The sequence below is a fragment of the Paenibacillus sp. FSL L8-0644 genome (assembly GCF_038008165.1).
Classification (GTDB): Bacteria; Bacillota; Bacilli; order Paenibacillales; family Paenibacillaceae; genus Paenibacillus; species Paenibacillus polymyxa_D.
The window spans coordinates 3,140,752-3,158,141 of the sequence record NZ_JBBOYN010000001.1; the positions used below are offsets into that span (position 1 = coordinate 3,140,752).

21 protein-coding genes are annotated in these 17,390 nt (G+C 46.3%); 2 read left to right on the top strand and 19 right to left on the bottom strand.

Annotated elements, in window-relative coordinates; all coding sequences use genetic code 11:
• Positions 1-98: 98 nt before the first annotated feature.
• From NSS94_RS14105 to NSS94_RS14140, 8 genes are all read right to left on the bottom strand, one after another.
• Complete coding sequence (locus tag NSS94_RS14105; protein WP_029517364.1) at positions 99-1,073, bottom strand: biotin--[acetyl-CoA-carboxylase] ligase; 975 nt, start codon at positions 1,071-1,073, stop codon at positions 99-101.
• Positions 1,066-2,388 (bottom strand): CCA tRNA nucleotidyltransferase, encoded by a 1,323-nt coding sequence (locus tag NSS94_RS14110; protein ID WP_341039511.1) that lies wholly within the window; start codon positions 2,386-2,388, stop codon positions 1,066-1,068. The genes NSS94_RS14105 and NSS94_RS14110 overlap by 8 nt, the downstream gene beginning before the upstream one ends.
• Positions 2,389-2,443: 55 nt before the next feature.
• A complete protein-coding gene (gene bshA / locus NSS94_RS14115) occupies positions 2,444-3,607 on the bottom strand; it encodes an N-acetyl-alpha-D-glucosaminyl L-malate synthase BshA (protein WP_029517362.1) in 1,164 nt (387 codons plus the stop codon).
• 84 nt (positions 3,608-3,691) lie between these two features.
• Entirely contained in the window at positions 3,692-4,384 is a 693-nt protein-coding gene (gene bshB1, locus NSS94_RS14120; protein WP_341039512.1) for a bacillithiol biosynthesis deacetylase BshB1, read from the bottom strand.
• A complete protein-coding gene (gene mgsA / locus NSS94_RS14125; protein ID WP_029517360.1) occupies positions 4,384-4,818 on the bottom strand; it encodes a methylglyoxal synthase in 435 nt (144 codons plus the stop codon). Before mgsA ends, bshB1 begins: the two co-directional genes overlap by 1 nt.
• A gap of 56 nt (positions 4,819-4,874) precedes the next feature.
• Entirely contained in the window at positions 4,875-5,678 is an 804-nt protein-coding gene (dapB, locus tag NSS94_RS14130; protein ID WP_039271105.1) for a 4-hydroxy-tetrahydrodipicolinate reductase, read from the bottom strand.
• Positions 5,679-5,709: 31 nt separating this feature from the next.
• Positions 5,710-6,228, bottom strand: coding sequence for a tetratricopeptide repeat protein (locus tag NSS94_RS14135; protein ID WP_029517358.1), 519 nt, complete (start codon positions 6,226-6,228; stop codon positions 5,710-5,712).
• Positions 6,229-6,278: 50 nt separating this feature from the next.
• Positions 6,279-6,608 carry a nucleotide pyrophosphohydrolase gene (locus NSS94_RS14140; RefSeq protein ID WP_029517357.1) on the bottom strand — a complete coding sequence of 110 codons (330 nt, stop codon included), beginning with the start codon at positions 6,606-6,608 and terminating at the stop codon, positions 6,279-6,281.
• 213 nt (positions 6,609-6,821) lie between these two features.
• On the opposite strand from NSS94_RS14140, the gene NSS94_RS14145 reads away from it, so the two are divergent.
• On the top strand, positions 6,822-7,691 hold the full coding sequence (locus NSS94_RS14145) for a YitT family protein (protein WP_029517356.1): 870 nt from the start codon (positions 6,822-6,824) through the stop codon (positions 7,689-7,691).
• Between the two features lie 76 nt (positions 7,692-7,767).
• Here NSS94_RS14145 and NSS94_RS14150 read toward each other — a convergent pair whose 3' ends face one another.
• From NSS94_RS14150 to NSS94_RS14185, 8 genes are all read right to left on the bottom strand, one after another.
• The gene (locus NSS94_RS14150) at positions 7,768-8,613 is read right to left on the bottom strand and encodes a sporulation protein YpjB (RefSeq protein WP_165146955.1); all 846 of its coding nucleotides are present in this window, start codon (positions 8,611-8,613) and stop codon (positions 7,768-7,770) included.
• Between the two features lie 171 nt (positions 8,614-8,784).
• Complete coding sequence (locus tag NSS94_RS14155) at positions 8,785-9,429, bottom strand: DUF1405 domain-containing protein (protein ID WP_307346094.1); 645 nt, start codon at positions 9,427-9,429, stop codon at positions 8,785-8,787.
• A 171-nt stretch (positions 9,430-9,600) separates the two neighbouring features.
• A complete protein-coding gene (locus tag NSS94_RS14160) occupies positions 9,601-9,780 on the bottom strand; it encodes an IDEAL domain-containing protein (protein WP_013371655.1) in 180 nt (59 codons plus the stop codon).
• 22 nt (positions 9,781-9,802) lie between these two features.
• Positions 9,803-10,309 (bottom strand): gamma carbonic anhydrase family protein, encoded by a 507-nt coding sequence (locus NSS94_RS14165; protein ID WP_069012436.1) that lies wholly within the window; start codon positions 10,307-10,309, stop codon positions 9,803-9,805.
• A gap of 52 nt (positions 10,310-10,361) precedes the next feature.
• A complete protein-coding gene (locus NSS94_RS14170; RefSeq protein WP_069012435.1) occupies positions 10,362-11,471 on the bottom strand; it encodes a hypothetical protein in 1,110 nt (369 codons plus the stop codon).
• Positions 11,472-11,637: 166 nt separating this feature from the next.
• Positions 11,638-12,240: a histidine phosphatase family protein gene (locus tag NSS94_RS14175; RefSeq protein WP_029517351.1), complete on the bottom strand. Its 603-nt coding sequence runs from the start codon at positions 12,238-12,240 to the stop codon at positions 11,638-11,640.
• Positions 12,241-12,310: 70 nt separating this feature from the next.
• On the bottom strand, positions 12,311-12,937 hold the full coding sequence (locus NSS94_RS14180; RefSeq protein WP_029517350.1) for a hypothetical protein: 627 nt from the start codon (positions 12,935-12,937) through the stop codon (positions 12,311-12,313).
• Positions 12,934-13,530, bottom strand: a complete 597-nt coding sequence (locus NSS94_RS14185; RefSeq protein ID WP_013310707.1) for an RNA polymerase sigma factor — start codon at positions 13,528-13,530, stop codon at positions 12,934-12,936. Before NSS94_RS14185 ends, NSS94_RS14180 begins: the two co-directional genes overlap by 4 nt.
• Positions 13,531-14,212: 682 nt before the next feature.
• Between NSS94_RS14185 and NSS94_RS14190 the strand changes: the two genes are divergently transcribed.
• Positions 14,213-14,827 (top strand): class I SAM-dependent methyltransferase, encoded by a 615-nt coding sequence (locus NSS94_RS14190; protein WP_029517349.1) that lies wholly within the window; start codon positions 14,213-14,215, stop codon positions 14,825-14,827.
• 105 nt (positions 14,828-14,932) lie between these two features.
• On the opposite strand, the gene NSS94_RS14195 is transcribed toward NSS94_RS14190, so the two are convergent.
• From NSS94_RS14195 to hisC, 3 genes are read right to left on the bottom strand one after another with little or no spacing between them, the layout of a single operon-like run.
• The gene (locus NSS94_RS14195) at positions 14,933-15,097 is read right to left on the bottom strand and encodes a hypothetical protein (RefSeq protein ID WP_161626999.1); all 165 of its coding nucleotides are present in this window, start codon (positions 15,095-15,097) and stop codon (positions 14,933-14,935) included.
• 18 nt (positions 15,098-15,115) lie between these two features.
• Positions 15,116-16,204: a prephenate dehydrogenase gene (locus NSS94_RS14200; RefSeq protein ID WP_069012433.1), complete on the bottom strand. Its 1,089-nt coding sequence runs from the start codon at positions 16,202-16,204 to the stop codon at positions 15,116-15,118.
• A gap of 26 nt (positions 16,205-16,230) precedes the next feature.
• Positions 16,231-17,334 (bottom strand): histidinol-phosphate transaminase, encoded by a 1,104-nt coding sequence (gene hisC, locus NSS94_RS14205; RefSeq protein ID WP_341039518.1) that lies wholly within the window; start codon positions 17,332-17,334, stop codon positions 16,231-16,233.
• Positions 17,335-17,390: the final 56 nt, after the last annotated feature.

Sequence of the window (17,390 nt, forward strand, 5' to 3'; positions counted from 1 at the left end):
GCCTCCTGCACAGTATAACAAAAAACATCAGCTTTTTCACGTGAAGTTTCACACAGGAAACAGAAAGATTGTGGTCGTATACTCAGCTAGGGTCGCTTCTACAATTGTATATCCCCTGAAATAACCTGAATCCGCTCACCCTGGTTCGTTTCTATCACTAGTGCCCCTGAAGGGTCCAAGCCCACCGCTGTACCTTCTACCGCTATCCCTTGTCCCGTATGTGCCCGAACGCTGCGGTTCATCGTCACGGATAACGCCTCCCACAGCATGGCTATGGGCTGGAACCCCTGCTCGGCATACAACTTACTTAGCAGCTCCATTTCTTCCAGAACTGCAGCAATCAGTGCAGTACGGTCAATTTCAAGCCCTGCTTCTATTTTCAAGGATGTCCCTACATGGGATAGCTCTTCCGGGTAATCTTCTTTATTTAAATTTACGTCAATGCCGACCCCTGCAATACAGTAGCGGACCCGTTGATCCTCTGTTGCAGATTCCAACAGAATACCGGATACTTTGCGACCATGAATCAACAGATCGTTTGGCCATTTGATTCCTGCCTCCACACCCGTCAGCCGACGAATGGCTCTACACACTGCTACACCTGTAAGTAGCGTTAGCTGGGGGGTAAAAGCTAAGGGCTGGGTGGGGCGCAATACAATGCTCATCCATATCCCTTTGCCGCGAGGGGAATACCATTTACGTCCCTGACGTCCCCGACCCGCCGTCTGTTCTTCTGCCAGCACTACCGTTCCCTCCGGCGCATCCTCTTCTGCTAAACGCATAGCATCCTGCTGAGTGGATACCGTCGAATCCAGCACTATGATACGCTGGCCAAACGATTGTGTAGTTAATAGATCTGCCAGTTTGGATACTTCCAATCGGTCAGGCCGAGATATCAACCGATAGCCCCGGCGCGAAGAGGCATCGATATTATAACCCAGCTCACGCAGTTTGTTGATTTGCTTCCATATTGCTGTGCGACTAACGGAGAGGCGTCGGCTAATCTCCTCACCAGATACGTAATCGGATGAACCTTCCTCCAGTATGCCTAACAGTCTATCATGATTATTCACTACTCATCACCCGTTTCACTTCCTGAAGCAATGTTTCTGTTTCATTCGGGATATCTCCGCAAGCGACCGCTTGTAAAAGCCGTTCCATCATCTGCCCCAGCCAAGGTCCACCTGGTCGATTCATTGCCTGAACCAGTTCATTTCCAGTAATATTTAAATCTTTGATACGAACGACGACAGCCTGCTGTGTCCACGAGTTTGCCAGTTCGGCAATCTTCTTCACATGCTTTTCTACCCACGGCGGTAATCCACGGAACGAAGAAGGCAGTGTCTTGTGAAGCTCCAGCCAGTCTGAAGCTGTATCCTTTCCCAGCTTAATTAACAATCGAATCCAGTTACGACGCAGTACCTCGTCGTTGATAGGGTCAGAATCTCTCGAAACAGAGTTGTCAGCTATGGCAACAGCATGGCTGATGAGCTCGGTCTCCCATTCCAATAAATGAACCAAACGCAAACGTACGGCGTTGGAGAAGGTCCAAGCTCTTAATAGCTCGTCCGCTGCCTCGGAGCTAAGTCTACAAGACATAAGGAGCAAACCCCACCGTAGCTCTGCTGGCAGCTGCACGATCTCCTTGAGCGCCTGTGCGTCACATTGTTCCCAGGGAACCGGAACCTTCGTACAGCCAAGCAATCCGCTACGTCCCAGCATCTCCAATCCACGTAATGGGTCAGGCCCCGCTAGCATCTTTTCTAACTCGACTCGTACCCGTTCCATGGCTATATATCGAAGTCCCTCTCTGCGACGGATCATACCTTTCCAGGTATTGTAGGCCACCCGGAACCGAAATACAGAGGCAAAACGGATGCAACGCAGCATTCGCAGCCCGTCCTCCTCAAAGCGTTCCTCAGCTCGTCCCACACAACGAACGAGAGCAGCTCGCAAATCGGCTTCTCCCCCAAACGGGTCCACCCGCTCTCCGTGTTCTGCCATCGCAATCGCATTCATAGTAAAATCCCGTCGCATCAGATCCTCACGGATATCCTTCACGAAGGCAACTTCCGTTGGACGGCGGTGATCGGTATAACCGCTTTCTGTACGAAAAGTGGTCACCTCGAACGCATGGCCACCCTGCATAACCGTTACCGTCCCATGCTGGATTCCTGTCGGAATAACATGAGGGAATAGCGCTAAGACCTGTTCAGGCTCAGCCGAAGTGGTCAGATCCATATCATGAATAGCTCGTCCTAATATCTCATCCCGCACACAGCCGCCAACCCAGTAAGCTTCGTGGCCTGCTGCTGTTAGTGTATGTATGACCTCTCTGCCATGAAGTGCCATCTCTTGGTCAGCGCATTGCCAAGTATTTGTATTCATAGGGTTTCCCCCTTTGCAAGTATTCAATATAAAAAACGGACGCGAGTCCGCCCCCTTAAACGCTGATCGGTTTAAGATCCGGCACCTCGCGTCCCAACACACGGTAATAGATTTCTTCATATTGACGGGTAATCAGCTCATCACAAAAAACGGTACGGGCGCGGGTCAGACACGCTTCACGGAAACGTTCCGCCATCGCTTCATCGGACAACAGCTCAACTGCATAATCAGCCATCGCCTCAGTATTACCAATTTCAGCAAGATACCCCGTACTTCCATGCACAACGAGTTCAGGAACTCCTCCGGCCTGAGAACCGATTGTCGGCACTCCACAGGCCATTGCTTCCAGCGCAACCAAACCAAAACTTTCTTTTTCCGAGGGAAGCAGCAGCACATCCGCCATAGAAATCACTTCTGCGATCTGATCCTGCTTACCTAAAAAGAAGACCTTGTCTTGAAGTCCTAAATCCTCAATTTTGCAACGGATTTTTGGTAGATCCGGTCCTTCCCCCACCAGCAGCAGCTTCGCAGGCACTTTTCGTTGCACTCTTTCAAATATATCCAACACATCGCCCACCCTTTTGACAGGACGGAAATTGGAAATATGCATCATTATTTTTTCATGCGGTTGGGCAAAGTCTCTTCTAAGCGCAGCGGCATCTCGTGGATAATACACCCGTTTATCTACAAAATTATAGGTTAAATCAATAGGCCGTGTAATTTCCAGCGCATCTATCGTCTCCCGAATCAAATCTTTGGAAACCGCCGTCACAGCGTCACTTTTGTTAATAGCCAGCCGAATCAGGTCCTTCAACGACTCATCCTGTGCCAAGACTGTAATGTCCGTACCGTGTAGGGTGGTTACCACCTTCAGATGATCACCCACCATTTCCTTCGCCAAGTAAGCGCATACTGCATGTGGTACCGCATAATGAACATGGAGTACATCCAAATTCTTCATTTGTGCGACTTGGGCCATTTTGGTCGCCAGTGACAAATCATAGGGCGGATATCTAAACACGTAATAATCGTTAATTTCAACCTCATGATAAAAAATATTTTTCTGAAACGTCCCGCCTAATCTGAACGGAATGCTATTGGCAATAAAATGAACCTCGTGCCCTTTTTCTGCCAGCAACTTGCCCAGCTCAGTAGCCACTACGCCGGAACCACCCAGCGACGGATAACAGGTAATCCCAATTTTCAGTTTGTCATTCAAGCTAGCTGCCTCCTTCCGCTCACCAGTGATAACTTTTCTGCCGATTTATTTTAACACTCTGCAAAATGCTCAAGTATAGAATTCTTATGTGAATAGCTTAACCAGATATGGCGTTTTGGACGCAAACCCTTCTGCATACGTAATCAGTTTGCGCTGACCCAACAACGAGTCGCGAGCTTTTACGCGTTCCACATATCCCTGATTTAATGGTGTGGACACTGTATCCTTTCCAGGCGCTGCCTGAAATTGCGAAGCATAACTCAATAACGACTGTTCCTTAACTTCATAATGCTCGGTGATATCCACAATCAAATCCGTTCTGCCAATATCATTGATAAAATAAAAATATAATTGCTCTACCTGTACCGCAGGATTTTCTGGCATAAAACGTCGCAACTTCGCGTTAAATACCGCTTCCTCCACCAACTTGCTACACATGACATGGTCTGGATGCCGATCCTCCCAATAAGGAGCGAATACGACTTTCGGTGCATGGCGCCTGATTTCTGCTGTAACTGCAGCTACATGTTCAGGAGTTACATATAATCCACGATCAGGCAGACCCAAATTCGTCCGCACAGCAAGCCCGAGCACTTTCGAAGCATGTTCAGCTTCTGACATACGAGTATCCACATCACCATTGGATGACATTTCAGCCCGCGTCAAATCGCACACGCCCACCTTTAAACCAACGGCTGTATGCTTGGCAATCGTGCCTCCCATTCCTATTTCTGCATCGTCGGCATGAGCTCCGAAAATCAGGATGTCCAGCGTCATTATATATCACCCTGCTGGTCAATGCCCGGTTTATATTTATGTACCAGCTCACGCCAAGCAAAATCGCCTCGGTCTAGCGCTTTCACCAGTATTTCAGCAGTTGCAACGTTTGTCGCCAAAGGAATCCCCTGCACGTCACACAAACGTAACAAGGCACTAATGTCCGGCTCATGCGGTTGTGCCATGAGCGGATCACGCAAGAATATAATCAAGTCCATGTCATTTTGCGCAACCATAGCCCCGATTTGCTGATCTCCTCCAAGCGGCCCGGACATGAAACGGTGAATTTCAAGCTTGGTTTGCTCCATAATACGCAGACCTGTTGTACCTGTTGAAAATAACTTGTGATCTGTAAAAACATGCTCATAGGCCGTTATGAAATTTACCATTTCATCCTTTTTTCGGTCATGCGCTATAAATGCAATCTTTAACATTCGAAGTTCCTCCTGCCTCATTCTATAATTTCATTCGTCCAATCATTCGCGTATTCTTAATCGATGTAATGCTCAAATCCATATACAAGCCCTGGCTGCTCCATGACCTTCTGAATACCGATTTTAACACCCGGCATATAGCCCGCCCGTTCATAAGAATCCTGACGAATCTTCAGAGATTGTCCAAACCCTCCGAATATCACTTCTTGCTGTGCGAACACACCGGGAAGACGGACACTGTGGACACGAAACCCTTGATAATAACCTCCCCGTGATCCTTCTAACGTTTCTTCCTCTTCCGGGTTACCCTGTCGCAGCTCTTCACGCTGTTCGGCGATCAGCTCTGCGGTCTTAATGGCTGTGCCCGATGGCGCGTCCAATTTTTGGTCACCATGATATTCTATAATTTCCAGATGTGGGAAATATTTCGCTGCCTGAGCCGCAAACCGCATCATCAAAATGACGCCAATTGAAAAGTTTGGCGCGATTAGACCACCAATTTGCTGCTCACGACACTGCTTGTCCAGTTCATCAATCTGTTCGGGAGTAAACCCTGTTGTTCCGATAACCGGACGAACTCCATGCTTGATAGCAAGCGCTGTATGTGCATATGCAAAACGCGGCCCCGTAAAATCGACCATGACATCCGCTCGGCTATCCAGTAATGCCTGCTCCACATCCTCCACAATAGCGATACCCGCTTCCGGTAGTCCGACGAGAAGGCCGGCATCACTGCCGGCATGTGTTCTGTTCACTGCGGCCACAAGCTGTAGTTCCTCATCTTGAAGAACCAATTTGACAACTTCACGGCCCATACGCCCTGCTGCTCCTACAACAGCCACTTTTATTGGTTCTGACATTTCCCTACAACTCCTTATGCATCCATTTGTGCTAGATCTGTTCATTCATCTGCTGGCATAACTTCTTCATGAGGTTGGCAAGCTGCACATTGTGAGGAAACAGTGCAGCCGCCTCACGAGCAGCCTGCACAGCCAGCTTATACTCATTCATTTCGTCATAAATCAATGCGAGCAGCAAAAAAGCATCCCCACATAACGGATCGAGGGCTATTGCTCGTTCCAGTAACAAGATCGCATCCTGACGCACCTGCGGCGTAGCTCTGTCGACATCCAGCATTTTTCTGGCCTTCTCCGTATGCTGCCTGGCTTCCTGCGCATGTAGATGGAGAACATATTCATCCTGCTGTGGAGCGAGACGAACCGCATGCTCTGCATATGCGAGAGCCTGCTCCAAACGACCACTACGAGCATAGGTAACCGAGCACCGGAAATAATGCTCCGCATGATCAGGCTGAGCTGAAATTGCTTTTTCAAACCATTCCACGGCCTGCTCAAAATCGTTCTGCAAAATGCACTGATAAGCTTTCTGAACGTATTCCTCCGCCTTCATGACACTGCACCTCCGGGTAACCGGTTTGGTACAGCATATGTACAAAGCGCCTAATCGGTGTCCTTTTTGGTCCAACGATTCGCATCACGCGTGTTAAATTTATGCATAACCTTATCATGTGCCTCGGTCAAATTTATACCTAGCGAGTTCGCAAAGCAGATGGTGATGAACAAAATGTCCCCCAGCTCCAGCTCAATGGAATTGTCCGCCTCATCCGTTTTTTTCGGTTTCTCGCCAAAGGAGTGATTGACTTCCCTCGCCAGTTCCCCGACTTCCTCAGACATCCGGGCCAACATCGCTAAAGGGCTAAAATACCCTTCCTTAAATTGAGATATATACTGGTCTACCTCACGTTGAATTTCATCTAATGATTTTTCCATGAAACACGCAATCCCCCCATGTGCAGGTTTATTCATATGTTATCGTAAAGCACATTTTAAAACAAATTTTTTTTAATTGTGAACTTATGACCCCAACTTACTGTCATCAGTCTTTTAAAGCTACCGTAAAAAGGTATACTACATATAAGGAGCTGCGATTAGCAAAATCAGCATGAAGTCGTTCTTCCTTAAACTGCTACTGCGAGGGATTATATGAAGATATCCAAGTCCATGGAACAGCTTAAAATGATTTTACCCATTGTGCTCGGGACCGCCATCTATGCATTCGGTCTGCTTTATTTTATTATACCCAGTAAACTGATGGAAGGTGGTATTACTGGGATCACCCTGCTGCTCAATTATGCTTTTTCGATTTCACCCTCTCTCTCCACATTGCTTCTGAACATTCCTTTATTTTTAATTGGATGGAAAATGCTTGGGGGCAAGCAAATTCTATATACAGGGGTAGGTATTGGGTCGCTCACTTTTTTTCTGTGGTTGTATGAAAAAATGATTCATCTCGGATGGATGGGAACATTTCAAACTGAACACGATTTTATACTTTCTTCATTATATGCGGGGGTTACGCTTGGAGCCGGATTAGGTATTGTGTTCCGCTTTGGCGGCACCACGGGCGGCTCGGATATAATCGCTCGTATTCTAAACCGGAAGTTTGGCTGGAGTATGGGAAGGATTATGCTGGTCATTGATATCGTCATTATCGGTGCTTCACTACTTTACATACCAAAAGAAAAAATTCTATATACATTAGTCGCCGTGTTCATCGCGTCCAAGATTATTGATTTTATACAAGAAGGCGCCTATTCCGCCAGAGCCTTTATGATTATCAGCGACCACACGATGGACATTGCGGATATTATTATTAGAGACATGGATCGCGGAGTTACTATTATTCCGGCTGTAGGTGCATTTTCCAAGCAGGCCAAGCATGTTGCCTATTGTGTCGTGCCTCGTCAGGAAATACGACGTTTGCACCAAATTGTTAAATCGGTTGATCCACGGGCGTTTATTATCATACAGGATGTGCATGATGTACATGGAGAGGGGTTCAAAGAGGAATAGCCCGGAAATCCGGGCGATGGGCTAATCTATATGGATGGCTCAGCAGCCAACGACGCGAATGTTCGAATTTGCATCGTTATCCAGAGAAACCAGCTCGATATTTACGATAACCTGCATAGACCAGCGCCAGCAGAACAATCATGCCGATTGCCAATTCTGCCCGGCGCTCACTTTCACGTGGGATAAATGGCGCCAGTGCAGTGGCGTCTTTTTCACGTCCAAACAAGGCATTAAACGTCGGATTTCCCTGATCCAACGCCCCTCTAATGGCTGAGGCATCTGCATGTTGCTGATCCCCCAATCCTTTGACGTAGGAAATCCATGAATCAGCCCGGACAACCTCACTTGTTCTGCCATGAATCAATGCTGCTGTACGGATCGTCTCATAATGGTCCTCCAGCACCGCGGCTCCAGCTTTGAAACCCTTCATGTTACCTTTAGCAAACTGGCTGTTCAAGCCGCTAACATCTTCTTTTAAAATCTTATAATACTGCTGCCATAAGGGCTGACGCGGATGTGCAAGCGCATCTGTCGCAAGTCGTAAATTGGCCGCAGCCTTCACCCACTCATCTGGTGATGCTTGGACGGACTGTGTAGCTTGCTGGACCTCAAGGATGCTGCCGGACAAAGCATGAATGGCCTCTACAGATAACGCTGCCTGCACCTGGCCGGTGCCAAACCATCGACTCACCTCGGCTACATCCGCGTGCGCTTTTTCAATGTTCCCGTCCATCACATCCCGATACAGTATCGCAGCTGCATGGTCCAGTTCCTCAATTTCTTTTGTATTTCCTATGGGTTTTGATTGATCACGTGCTTCTGCCACACCTGGAGGGACGCAGACGGACAGCAGCAGGACCATAGATAATACAACACTCGAAACAATACGTATCGTAATTTGAAACGTCTGACCCCTAATCATGGGACATCCCTCCTCACCTTACTGTATGGCAAGGTTACCGGGACTAGAACTTACTTCAAAATCAAAACCAAAACTTTGTGTAGCAAAAAGATTAAAGCTCTTTCTTATTTTATGATCATCACGGATTCCTTTTTTAAATATATTCCTTTTGATTTATAACGATGTTCATCTCTATTTCTCCACTTTTACTTCCATTCGATTGCGCGCAAACATGGCAAGCCATGCTGCTACGATACTGACAAGGGTTAGCATATAGGTAAACGCACGCACTTGCGGTACATTATCCGTTAGCGTCTTTGGAAGATACGGATATATACCAAATGTATAATCCATCGTATCATTTAACAATGTCCAGAGTGCGGCTAGGCATAAAGCAGTCCATTTGCAGGTGAAAAAACGCACGAACAGTAACGCTTCGACCGCCATTGCCGTGTGAGATGCCACCAGCATCCAATCCTGCCATATCATATGTCCCCCCTGCGCAACTCCCCAAAAAATAATAGCTGAAGCCCATATGCCATATTTTACACTCGTGACAACAGCCAACGCCTCCATGATCTGTCGAATGACCTTCAAGCTCTTGAGACGCGGAGAATAGAGCAAAAATGCTATAGAGATCGTAAAAAACAGACTCGCCGTCGGACTATCAGGCACAAATACAATCTGCCACATCGGATGATAATTTAGAGTATATTCCAACTGCCCCCCATACCATATGTACCCATACACTGTTCCAACCAGATTACACCAGAACAGCAGCCACAAAAAAGGCCGGCTCGTCAAGAACGACCGGCTCCACAAATAAGATAACGACACGCCCTTCATCCTCCGTTCATACGACGGTTGCCTTGTACAGGCCCATCCTACAAAGACTATATCATATCCAAGCGTATCAAAAAAACCTGACCGCGCTATAGTCAGGTTTGATGATTATGATCTCGAACTAACAATTGGTCTGAAATCCAACTTAGGGTTCCTAAGATTATTCTAACTCATTGCTTTCAGCTCATCCGTAAGATGACGAAAAGCTACTTCATCTCCGGAGGCCAGCGCCTCATCAATATCCTTGTAGAGTTTTTCACTCCGGTGTTTACGTAATGCCTCGTCCAAAACCATTTCAGCAGACAGGCCCAACATTACTTCATAAGTAACCTTCATTTTATCCATAGGATGCACCTCCAACATGAGTTTAAGAGATCCTATATTCTTTTCCTTTCGCCACATAGCTGAGTGCCGTTCGTGACATCCGCTGCAAATCTGCATCTGTCAATTCGCGCACCACTTTGGCAGGTGTACCGAGAGAAAGAGTATAGGGTGGTATTTTGGTATTTTCCGTAACGACCGACCCTGCTCCTATTAAAGCATATTCACCAAGCTCCGCTCCGTTGAGTACAATGGCCCCCATACCGATTAAAGTGCCTTTGCCTACCATACAACCGTGGATTATTGCAGCATGACCTATCGAAATGTCATCCGCCAGCAACAGGGGCTGATCCGTGTTCACATGTCCCACGACACCGTCCTGAATATTGCAGCGTTCACCGATGAAGATAGGCGCCATATCTCCGCGCAGTACGGCATTAAACCATACAGAGGAATCTTGGCCGATCGTTACTTTTCCGACAATTTTTGCTCCTTCTGCCACATAGACAGATGAATGGAGCTGTGGCATGTTTCCGTTATAGTGAATCAGCATCAACTTCACCCTCTCATTTTGGGTGAAATTCTATCAACATGTGTGTTGCTTGTCAATGGAGCCGTATACCCGAGTCGTTCCGCCCAATGCGGCACTCTCCCGCCAACTTCAGCCCCCAGGCTGTCATCTGTACAGAGGGTCCCGTCGGATGTTCACCCTGACGAAGCATACCCAAGTGAAGCATCATTCGTATAATTCTCTGATCAAAGACCGAACGGGGCGTATCATAGTAAAACGGTCGAATCAGTGGGCCGATATGTACAAAAAGCGACTCTGAGGACGTCCACGGCCTGGCACATTCTCCAATCCAGTAGACTAGAGAAAGCAAATTAGGAACGGCTCCTTTATACAGTCTTAACCAAAACCTGAATAGCTGTATCATTTCTTCCTCAATTGTATGCTCCTGATGCGCTTCTCCCTTTGCTGTCAGCACAACCTGGTCCCCTTTCTCCTCGATGTACTTGGAGTGACGGGCATAATCATACAGTAGGGCCATTCGGTCTGGATAAAACTTAAAAGAGGAACCATACCCGAAACGCCATCCTCCCTTACCCAAAAGCGGCTCCGCAATGTGCAAATGCTCCATCAGCTGCTGCTGATTGCGACGATACCAAGCCCCCTCGGGATTTAGCGGGACCTCATGCTGCCCCATGTATTGAAGGAAAAGCCGTAAATCCTCTGCCAGTAGATGCCCTTCATCCCGGTACGATGACGGTTCGCTTACCCGTGTCATTCCGCTTTGGAAGTCATGTACCATAACACGTCGAAAGCGCTCCTTCATATCCAACGGAATTTGGAACAAATACCTCGTGTTGTGCGTCGAACCGTTGAACAACCAGCCACTAGAACGCAGACGGGTCACAATATCTCTTGGCCGCTCACCAGGATTTTCGTCCTCCTCAACAGACTGTTTGGCTATTGCAATCAATTCCTCCATGCTGAAATACGGTCGGTCATCGAACAGCAGTGCGTTCAAAAACCTTACCTCTGACAACCTCAGCTCCTTGACCTGCGCCTCAAAAAAACTACTGCTGCCGAGCTTCGTCAAAATCCCCTGGATCAACTCATGCTTGGAATTAGGTTTACAGTCACAATCGTAATACACCGCGATTCTGTTCAAATGCACAATATCCGCAAATGTCAGCATATCCGCCAGATTCATTGTTCCATCGCCTCGTCACTGGACTGTCATCCGGAATTGATTCTTACCTGTTGTACCCACAGCTTTGACGGATTGTTCAAACTCTAAACCTCTTTTTTTGCAAAGGTATAATTAAAAAACAAAAAAGACCACGACTTCTACGATGAGTAGAAGCCGTGGTCTTTTACTAACTTTTTGAGTTACAGTCACTTTTCTCTTGCAAATGCTTCGTGCAATTATACAAAAGTGGTGCCCAATCCATATCCTCACGCTGAAGTATACTAAGTGACAAATTGCCGATTCGTTCCGTGAATTTTTCCTGATACAGAGCCTTATACAAATTAGCCAAAAAACCGCCGTGGGAAACGACCAGCAGATTCTTGTCCCGATTTTCCGTCCAAATGGCCTCCATAAAACCTAGCCCGCGAAGCTGAAGATCCGCATCGCTTTCCTGCCCTAGATCCAGCAGATGCCAGTCGACTCCCCACTTCTCTTCACGCTCGGCCTGTGTCATGCCCTCGACCTGACCATAAGCACGTTCTCTTAGTCGATCATCAGATTCTAGCAACGGAAGATGCAGAGCAGAAGCAATAATCTCCCCGGTCTCTTTCGCTCTGGAGAGACTACTTGTAATAAGCCCGTCCCAATGATAAGACTCTCTCTTTAATCGTTCTGCAAGCAAGCGTGCCTGCTGGCGTCCTTCCTCATTTAACGGAATATCACTGTGGCCCTGGATTTTCCCTACCGCATTCCAATCCGTCAATCCATGTCTGATTAAGCCAATAAGCATCGTGTCTTTTCCTCCGCTGTTTTGTTATTCAGGCATTGTTATGAATTCATATTGGAGTCCAGCTGTCCTGCTAACTTCTGACCCTTCTCGTCCGATGGATCCAGCCCAGAGAAAATAAAGCAAGCGCAAGTGCCAATACAGACAACAGCATCCAGTATTGCGGATAAGTAGGAACAATGCTAGCAACCAGCGGGTCCATAATGCCACTATTCACATCTTTAATGTGGTATTGATATTGTGGAGATGTACTTGTAGTTTCCAACAGGCCTGTCGGTAAAATACCCGTATCCATGACAGGAGCTGCTTGAGGGGGATTTTCCTTAGAGGAGCTTCCATTCCAGTTCAAAAACAAAAAGCTGCATAAAAATACGGCCAAGAAGCCAGCGATCCATACAGACATATACTTACGGGCTGCTGGGTTCACACGCGCACGTCGATGCTCACCCGGAACAAGCCACGGTGATTCTTCATAAATTCGATCCATGACTCTGCGATTCATGGCCTCTAGCTTATCATCTGTTATTTCAAAGGAAATATCACGAATAGCGGATCGATTTTCTTTTGACAAATCCCACTCTTTTTCTTCCGAACCATGTTCCCACCCAGCAGACGAGCTTTTGGCCCGTCTGCGCTCCGAGTCTTGTTTCGATACATTTTTGCCTGTAGCGAACAAATCCTCAGTGTCCCTGGATTTCATTGGCTGCTCATCCCTTCGTTTTCCTCATAGAGAGGCTCAAAAAAATAAGGCTCCAACTGCGTCTTCACACTGGTTCTTGCCCGGAAAAGCAACGACTTCACCGCACTGACGGTCTGTCCTAAAATAGTCGCAATCTCCTGATAATCTAATTGCTCATATTCACGCAAAATCAGCGCAGATCGCTGCTTCTCAGGCAATCTATTGATCGCTTCACGAACCATCTCTACCTTCTCACCGCGAAGGACAGCCTGCTCCGGAATTACATCCGATGGAGCTACCGGTACATAACCGCTCTCCTCCAATGGAACCTGACCGCTACGGTGCTTGCGAAGCTCACTTAGCACCGTATTGCGTGCAATTGTATATAACCAAGTGGAGAACGATGCGTCTACCTCGCGAAAAGAGTGCAGGCTCCGATACGCTTTGTAAAACGTCTCCGAGCATAAGTCCTCAGCAATCATTTCCAGGTTCGAACTTTTCAGCATATGATAAACAAAAGCTAAAATTTTACGTTGGTGACGCCTCATTAATTCTGAATAAACCTCAACATTACCTTGTTTGATTTCCTGAATCATCTGGGAATCTGTCATCATCCGAGTGAGACCCTCCTCGCCCATACATGTGCTGTTTTCCCGTTCGATTCTGTTTATATATACCGAACAGGTCAAAAAAAGTTGCGCCCTCTGCGCAAATGGATGAAACAGCATCATGGAACATTTGTTATTTTCTTACCCTATGTAGTGCCAACATTAACGGTGCTATCCCCAACAATATTCAACGTCCAAAATGGACTTACCCATTGTACCACAAAATGACCGCCAGTAAAAAAGTCCAAAATCCCCACGATTTCCATCAATGCCTCCCTAACGCTGGCAACTAATTCATTTATACAGCTTTTCAATGGATTTTAAATTTTTTCAAGATTAAATGACAAACCTACTGAAAGCGTGCCATCAAATAAACCAATAAGGATAATTACACAAAAAAAGAAAACGCTTTAAAAAAATATTGACAAAATGAAAACGTATACATATAATAAAAGTACAGTATGGTTTCTCTCCACTCCTATCCTACTCAGCTACTTCACTAAAAGTAGCTACCACCCGGGGCTTTACCCGGGTGGTCTTTTTTTTGTTTTCCAATACTCCTCTTTACCTTACTCACCTACCCCATATGTGGGTTGATAAAATACATCAATATTTCACCAATTATTTGGTTGTCCTATTAAAACACATTATTATATAATTAATTTTTTCAATAGATAGGGGGCAGGAAATGAATAATAAGTGGAACAAGGCTGTATATAAGATTTGGTCTCCAATTTATGATAACTTTTTCAATTCAGGTAGCTTCCTCAATTCTAGAAAGATCATATTTCAAGAAAAGTCATTTAATAGCGAGCAAAAAATACTTTTTGTAGGTGTAGGAACTGGAGCAGATTTAGAATTAATAAATCACTACGGGCTGGATATTACTGCCATAGATTATTCACCTGAAATGCTTAACAAAGCAAAAGATAAATTTGCCAAAACATCCATAAAATTCTTGGAAATGGATGCTCAACAAATGAATTTTATGGATGAGCAATTTGATATAGTAGTAGGAAGTTTAATTCTCTCAGTAGTACCTAACGCAAATAAATGCTTCGATGAGATGGTGCGAGTTTTGAAAAAAGACGGGGAAATTATTATTTTCGATAAGTTTTCTCCTAAAGGAAAAAAGCCCTCATTATTCAAAAAAACGATAAGGCCCGTTATTAAGGTGTTAGGAACCGATATAGGGTTGAATTTTGAAGAACTGTTTGAAACCCAAAAAACAAAACTGCGGATCAAAGAGGATGCACCTATAATGTTCAACGGTATGTATAGAAAGATAGTAATTACAAAATAACGCGTAGCTCCACTACCTCTTCAAGTAACAAAAAAGCGAGCGAAGAGAACCTTCACCCGCTTTAGATCTTTTCTTACTACTTCACTCCCAGAAAGTGTGGTGCTTTTAAGGCGGTCCATAGCGTAGAGGTTCATTTGAATCTGGAGAAGCGGAGCGCTCGCCTTTGCCTGCGGGATTTTCCCCTTTGTACATATATTCAGAAAATCCGCAGACAACAGCGATCGTAAGATCAAATGAATCGCGGAGCGCAGTCCCTCCTTTAACGAACACTCATACTTTCTTCACCCTTTATACCACCACTTTATAGCCCATCGAATCCAGCAGTGTCTTGGCACGCTCCCAATCCTGCTCTTGACGGAAGGAAAGCCGCATGATGCCTGGGACATCCTCCCGGCTTTCAATGATTTGCATATTGCTCAGATTAATGCTGTGATTCCCCAGTTCCATAGCAATTCGCCCGATAATCCCTGGGGTATCCGGTACATCAATATACAGATCAAACGTAGAGACGATGACTCCTTTACGACGCTCTGGCAGTTCACTGCGGAAGTGCCCAGCTGTTAAAAACTCGTCAGCGATTCCCTCACCGTCTTGTATTCTCAGTAAATGGGTAAAACGCTCAATCTGTCCGTTCCATTCTTCCAACAGACCTAGTAAAACTTCACGATTGCTCAGTAAGATGTCCCGCCACACAACCGGATCACTAGAGGCTATCCGTGTAATATCACGGAACCCACCGGCAGCCAATGTACGGTACAACGGATTTTCATCATTGTGCTTTCGCACCTGATTCACCAGCGCTGCTGCAATAATGTGCGGAAGATGGCTAATCGCACCGACAATGTCATCGTGCATAGCTGGTTCGACACGCACAACATGAGCATTAGTATATTTTAATAAACGTTCCAGCGAGCAGTATGCTTCCTCAGGCACACCCTCTGCCGGGGAAAGCACATAATATGCATTTTCAAACAGCAACGCGGAAGCAGCCTTTACACCGGAACGCTCCGAACCGGCCATCGGATGACCACCGATAAAGTAAGCATTGCGCAAAGAAATTTCTGATGCTTTTTTGGCAATTGCCGATTTCGTGCTGCCTACATCAGTGATAATACAACCCGCTTTAAGCGGTAGCCTGCTTAACAGTTCGAGATAATACTCCAATAAGCCCACAGGTACGCATAAAAAAATAAAATCGGCATCCTCTGCCGCTTCTTCAACCGAAAGAGTCGCGGTGTCCACGACACCACGGCTTAACATCGGTTCCATCAGTTCAGGGAGATGGGCATGGCCGACAACCGAAATATCCGGCTTCCCTTTAAAACAAAGTGCGAGGGACCCACCTATCAGTCCCACGCCGAAAATGGCAATCTTCATCAATTATCAAATCCCATCTGCGGAAATTATAGGCGTACTTTCGCCGCTTCCGCCCCCAGGACCTGTTCCAGCGCACGAATAAACAACTCATTTTGCGGTTGTGATCCAACGGACACTCTAATATATGTCGGATATTTGTGATGACCTGCGCGAATAATCACACCTTTACGAAGCAACTCCTGGAATACCTCACCGGATGGACGACGCACATCCAGCATAATAAAATTACCATGTGCTGGGAAATACTCCAATCCCAGACGCTTCAGCTCATTTTGCAAATAAGCTCTGCCCTCTGCATTACGATCCCGGCATTCTTGAACAAATTCCTGATCTTCCAAAGCAGCAATAGCCGCAGCCTGTGCTACCCGTGAAGTATTAAACGGTTCACGAACCTGATTTATCAAGCGAATAATTGACTCAGCTCCCATACCATAACCAATGCGTAGCGAAGCAAGGCCATAGATTTTGGAGAAGGTGCGAAGTACAACCAGATTTTCATACACTGGCAACAAACGAATGCCGTCGGGATAAGAACGATCCGTCACAAACTCGGCGTAAGCTTCATCCAGCACAACCATGATATGCTTTGGTACTTGGTTCAAAAACGCAATCAGCTCCGCTTCGGGTACAATCGTGCCCGTCGGGTTATTTGGATTACATATCCAAATAATTTTTGTACGGTCATTGATGTGGGACAGCATAGCATCCAAATCATGTACACCATCACGCAAAGGCACCTCAACTGCAACCGCTCCCTCAATTTCCACGTTACTTTTATACACGGAAAATGTCTGATCGGCCATGATGCTTTCTTCTCCAGGAAGGAGGAAAGCACGCGTAATCAACGCAATAATTTCGTCAGAGCCACAGCCATAGATAAACTGTTCCTCTTTTAAACCCGTCCGTTTAGCTAGTGCCTGTGTCAAAGCTACCGCACTTCCATCAGGATACACACTAATGTTAGCAAACTCCTGCTGAATAGCCTGCAATACTTTAGGAGAGCTACCATACGGATTCTCATTCGAGGCGAGCTTGATGACTTCATCGAGTCCCAGCTCACGTTTTACGTCTTCAATCGGTTTACCGGGCTGATATACTGGCAAATGTACAATATGCGGTTTAGGTTGCATGCCCCTACCTCCTCTATCCAATCAGAACTATATTTACTACTTTATATTTTGACACC

What these genes read in the sequence shown, in the direction of transcription:
- NSS94_RS14160 (WP_013371655.1), bottom strand. Translation starts at nt 9,780, where the DNA reads ATGGATAAAATGAAGGTTACTTATGAAGTAATGTTGGGCCTGTCTGCT.
- NSS94_RS14180 (WP_029517350.1), bottom strand. Translation starts at nt 12,937, where the DNA reads ATGAAATCCAGGGACACTGAGGATTTGTTCGCTACAGGCAAAAATGTA.
- NSS94_RS14185 (WP_013310707.1), bottom strand. Translation starts at nt 13,530, where the DNA reads ATGATGACAGATTCCCAGATGATTCAGGAAATCAAACAAGGTAATGTT.
- mgsA (WP_029517360.1), bottom strand. Translation starts at nt 4,818, where the DNA reads ATGTTAAAGATTGCATTTATAGCGCATGACCGAAAAAAGGATGAAATG.
- hisC (WP_341039518.1), bottom strand. Translation starts at nt 17,334, where the DNA reads ATGCAACCTAAACCGCATATTGTACATTTGCCAGTATATCAGCCCGGT.
- NSS94_RS14145 (WP_029517356.1), top strand. Translation starts at nt 6,822, where the DNA reads ATGAAGATATCCAAGTCCATGGAACAGCTTAAAATGATTTTACCCATT.
- NSS94_RS14200 (WP_069012433.1), bottom strand. Translation starts at nt 16,204, where the DNA reads ATGAAGATTGCCATTTTCGGCGTGGGACTGATAGGTGGGTCCCTCGCA.
- dapB (WP_039271105.1), bottom strand. Translation starts at nt 5,678, where the DNA reads ATGTCAGAACCAATAAAAGTGGCTGTTGTAGGAGCAGCAGGGCGTATG.
- NSS94_RS14110 (WP_341039511.1), bottom strand. Translation starts at nt 2,388, where the DNA reads ATGAATACAAATACTTGGCAATGCGCTGACCAAGAGATGGCACTTCAT.
- bshB1 (WP_341039512.1), bottom strand. Translation starts at nt 4,384, where the DNA reads ATGACGCTGGACATCCTGATTTTCGGAGCTCATGCCGACGATGCAGAA.
- NSS94_RS14135 (WP_029517358.1), bottom strand. Translation starts at nt 6,228, where the DNA reads ATGAAGGCGGAGGAATACGTTCAGAAAGCTTATCAGTGCATTTTGCAG.
- NSS94_RS14150 (WP_165146955.1), bottom strand. Translation starts at nt 8,613, where the DNA reads ATGATTAGGGGTCAGACGTTTCAAATTACGATACGTATTGTTTCGAGT.
- NSS94_RS14175 (WP_029517351.1), bottom strand. Translation starts at nt 12,240, where the DNA reads ATGCTTATTGGCTTAATCAGACATGGATTGACGGATTGGAATGCGGTA.
- NSS94_RS14165 (WP_069012436.1), bottom strand. Translation starts at nt 10,309, where the DNA reads ATGCTGATTCACTATAACGGAAACATGCCACAGCTCCATTCATCTGTC.
- NSS94_RS14190 (WP_029517349.1), top strand. Translation starts at nt 14,213, where the DNA reads ATGAATAATAAGTGGAACAAGGCTGTATATAAGATTTGGTCTCCAATT.
- NSS94_RS14140 (WP_029517357.1), bottom strand. Translation starts at nt 6,608, where the DNA reads ATGGAAAAATCATTAGATGAAATTCAACGTGAGGTAGACCAGTATATA.
- NSS94_RS14170 (WP_069012435.1), bottom strand. Translation starts at nt 11,471, where the DNA reads ATGAATCTGGCGGATATGCTGACATTTGCGGATATTGTGCATTTGAAC.